Genomic DNA, 3,593 nt, shown 5'->3' with positions numbered 1-3,593 from the left:
CTCGAAGACGAAGGGCTCTGCCAGCCGTTTCATAAACTGGCCGCGCTCGATCTGAACGCCCGAAATTTTGACGTCCAGCTCGGCATCGCCAAAGAAAAGGAAGCTGCCGGCATTGAAGGCTTTCTGACACAGCCCATCTTTTCCCGTCGGGCCATTGAAAATCTTCAAACCGCCCGCGCACAGCTTCATGGCACGATTTACGCCGGGCTGATGCCGATCGTCAGCCATCGCAATGCCCTCTTTTTGAAAAACGAAATTACCGGCATGGATATTCCCGATGAGCTGGCCGCTTTATATGAAAATAAGGACCGGGAGGAATGCGAAGCCATTTCTCTGCGCGTCTGCCAGGATTTAGCCCGACAGGCGGCCAAATTCTGCGACGGGTTTTATCTGATGACGCCCTTTCGACGCGTCTCGCTGATCCTCTCGCTCATTGAAGCGCTCGAACCGCTGCTTACAGAATAAACAGCAGGAAAGCCCTCAGGCGTATGTTGGAGAACCGACAGAACGCCTGCAGAACTTTCCTGCTGTTTTTGGATTGCGCCAGATTCCTGATTCTTGCGTTTTTTCTTCTTTTTCCTGCTCGCTGCTAAAGTTTTTGCGGCTTCTCTGGAACAAGAGCCCTTTTTGCTCCCTTTTCGAAGCCGTCCGATATCTTTTTTGTCCTTTTTTTCAAAGAAATAATCGAAAAAGAAAAATATCCAAATTTATGCAAGGATTCTCTCATCTTAATCGTGTTTGAAGTAAAGGAGGTTCTCTTGTATGAAACCTGTTCAATCTGTTCTCACACTCTGTCTGCTTTCCCTTGTGCCCATCGGCTGCGCTTCGCCGTCTTCTCCGTCTTCAGCCGCAAAGAGCGACGGCTCGTCCATGAGCGCTTCGCAAAGCCAGACGACAGCCAAAAAGGAAAGCACGAAAAAAGATGCAAAGAAAAACTCGAAGAACGACGCTTCCGATCAAAAGAAAAACGACAGCGCGTCTTCAGCTCCTTCCGTACAGGAAGCGAGCAAACAGCCCGCTGCGGATCCGGTCGCTGACTACGACGTCGACACCGTTCTGGCTCAGGGCGCTTCGCTGATCGGTCAGCGCATCTCGGTCATCGGCAATCTGCCGCAGGCGGCGATGCCGGATGGAAACGGCGGCTACGCCACATACATCCTGTCCGATAACGGCAGCGCTCTGCGATTTACGGGCTGCGTGAACTTCGGTTCCTGCAAAGCACGACTTACCGGAACGCTGCAGGCACTCAACGGCGAGTACGTCCTCAATGCCGATTCGGCCGAACAGCTTTCGGCTTCCGGCGTGAATGCGCTCCCGTATTCGGCACCCGTAGAAGAAAATACGAATACGGTATATGATGTCGAGACGGTTCTCGCCAACGCGCCTTCGCTGCTCGATCAGTACATCGAAGTGAGCGGCAATCTTGGCCAGAACGCCCCGCGTGACGAGCAGGGACGTCCGATTCTCTGGCTGACCTCCAATTCCAGAAGCCAGCTCCGTTTTGACGGAAACATCCCCATCGGCGGCTGCCCCGCCATTCTTGGCGGAACACTGACCCAGGACGACCGCGGGTATGTTCTGCAGCTCGAAAGCTATCAGACCATCTAGAATTCTCTGGCCGCCCATTTTAGACAGGAGTACATATGCACGATCAACCGCCCAGGCAGGCGAAACTGAAAACCGATGAAGAAATTGAGTCTGCAGTAGAAGAGTGCGGCGATGGCATGTATCGTCTGGCGCTGAGCTACTGCGATTGTGCCCAGGCGCAGGATATTGTGCAGGAAGCCTTCCTTCGCTATATGCGCTCGGATCAGGCGTTTCACGATGGAGACCACCGCAAAGCGTGGCTGTACCGGGTGGTGATCAATCTGTGCAAGGACTACCATCGCAGCTGGTGGCAGAAGATGCGCACCGACTATCCGCGAAACGATCCGGCACCCGCTAATGAAGAAAACAATGAAATTCTCGATCTGGTCCGCTCGCTTCCATCCAAAGAAGCCAGTGTCCTCTACCTTCACTATTACGAATCCCTTTCTGCCGATCAGATCGCGCAGATTCTGAACTGCCGCCCGGGAACGGTCTATTCCCTGCTCTCCCGCGGTCGAGGGCATTTAAAAGTCATCCTGTCCAGGGAGCATGGAAAGGAGGATTTGCATGACAGAAGAAGATAAGTATCTGGAAGAATATCGCAGCACGATGAAAAAGGCCGTTCTCTCTTCTAAACAGAAGCAGGACCTGATTTCTGCAATGAAGGAAGAGCAGACCAGAATAAGGGGAAGCCAGACGCAGGAACGCGAAAATCAAAAACGCCCGTCCTTCTTTAATCGAACCTGGAAGCCGGTACTGGCTTCGGGACTGGCTCTGGCTATGATTCTTCTGCTTACCTTGACTTCCTTTCCCAACTCGAATCGATGGGTACTGCCCACTCCATCCGCCAGTCCCAATCCGGACGTTCGCACAGCCGATCTGACGCCGCTGCCCAATCCCGCTTCCGTTGAAACTCCCGTTCTGAATGCGGGCGGTCTGGGCACGGCTGGATGGTACGAACAGACCGTAAATCCAGCCGCCAGCGAGGCATGGCCAGAAACGCTTCCGGTGTATCGCTGGCATGAGGCCATAGAGCAGCGGCGCCTGAACCCAGACGATCAGGAAAGCATGCTCGAAAAGCTGGAACCCTTTGCCAAAGCGCTGCAGATCGACGCGCAATGGACAATTGGCGATATCGATCCGTATTTGATGAATTCCTCCATCTGGGCTGATACGCCCTGGGGACGTCTGGATCTGGTGGGCAGCGATCAGGGAGAACTGTTCGTCAACGGAGCGATTTCCTTCTCGGCGTCATCCCTCGACGAAGCAAAAGCCCAGATCGAACAGATCGTTCAAAGCTATTCCGCTCTTTTCCCAATCGAAAATCCGGTCATTGAATCGATTCCCGTCCGTACGACGGAACCGCAGACGACGTACACCTTCATTGTGTATGCCAGAGAAAAAGCGGAAGGCGATCGGCTTTCCACAAGCGAAGCCCGACCCATTACGATTTATGCAAACAAGGGAGGCGTACAGGCCATTGTCTACCCGCTCGATACCGCCGACTGGGAAGCGGACGATCCGGTTTTAAGTCTGGAGGAAGCCATTCGGGCATTTGAAACGCCCGCAGGCTATGAAGCGCCGCAAAGCGATCGCATCTGGCGGATCTGGAAAAGCGATGCAACGGGTACCTGGCTGATGCCGTACTATCGTTTCTATGTAAAGAGCCAGACGTACGACGGCTATGAAGCCTTTGATCTTTGCGCGATTCAGCCCGAATATTTGAAACAGGCCGAAAAATGACAAAACGGTCCGGATGAACCTCTTCGAATTCGAAGACGGTTTTCCTCCGGACCGTTTTTCTTTTGTCCATGTCGGGTCAGCGCCTGCAGGATACAGGCAGACCGACAAGGCATAAAAAAAGCTTCCTTGCGGAAGCGAATTTTCAAATGGTGAGGTCGATGCGACTTGAACGCACACGAGCTAAGCTCACTACCCCCTCAAAGTAGCGTGTCTGCCATTCCACCACGACCTCAGGCTTGAATACTTTAACACAGTTCTTTGAA

The 3,593-nt window shown here is 53.2% G+C and carries 4 protein-coding genes and 1 tRNA gene; 4 read left to right on the top strand and 1 reads right to left on the bottom strand.

The window, feature by feature from the left end; translation table 11 throughout:
- From ACLUYS_RS09570 to ACLUYS_RS09555, 4 genes are all read left to right on the top strand, one after another.
- On the top strand, positions 1-465 hold a 465-nt coding region (locus ACLUYS_RS09570), incomplete at its 5' end, for a methylenetetrahydrofolate reductase (protein WP_412659734.1).
- 297 nt (positions 466-762) lie between these two features.
- On the top strand, positions 763-1,608 hold the full coding sequence (locus tag ACLUYS_RS09565) for a hypothetical protein (RefSeq protein ID WP_230266730.1): 846 nt from the start codon (positions 763-765) through the stop codon (positions 1,606-1,608).
- A 35-nt stretch (positions 1,609-1,643) separates the two neighbouring features.
- Positions 1,644-2,171 (top strand): RNA polymerase sigma factor, encoded by a 528-nt coding sequence (locus tag ACLUYS_RS09560; protein ID WP_230266731.1) that lies wholly within the window; start codon positions 1,644-1,646, stop codon positions 2,169-2,171.
- Positions 2,155-3,330, top strand: a complete 1,176-nt coding sequence (locus ACLUYS_RS09555) for a hypothetical protein (protein ID WP_412659732.1) — start codon at positions 2,155-2,157, stop codon at positions 3,328-3,330. The genes ACLUYS_RS09560 and ACLUYS_RS09555 overlap by 17 nt, the downstream gene beginning before the upstream one ends.
- Positions 3,331-3,477: 147 nt before the next feature.
- On the opposite strand, the gene ACLUYS_RS09550 is transcribed toward ACLUYS_RS09555, so the two are convergent.
- Positions 3,478-3,562: transfer RNA gene (locus ACLUYS_RS09550), tRNA-Leu, on the bottom strand.
- Between the last annotated feature and the right edge of the window lie 31 nt (positions 3,563-3,593).

The sequence above is a fragment of the Allobaculum sp. genome, assembly GCF_047010065.1.
Classification (GTDB): domain Bacteria; phylum Bacillota_I; class Bacilli_A; order Erysipelotrichales; family Erysipelotrichaceae; genus Allobaculum; species Allobaculum fili.
Note: the sequence above shows the minus strand (reverse complement) of the source record. Positions and strands in the feature narration are given on the sequence as shown.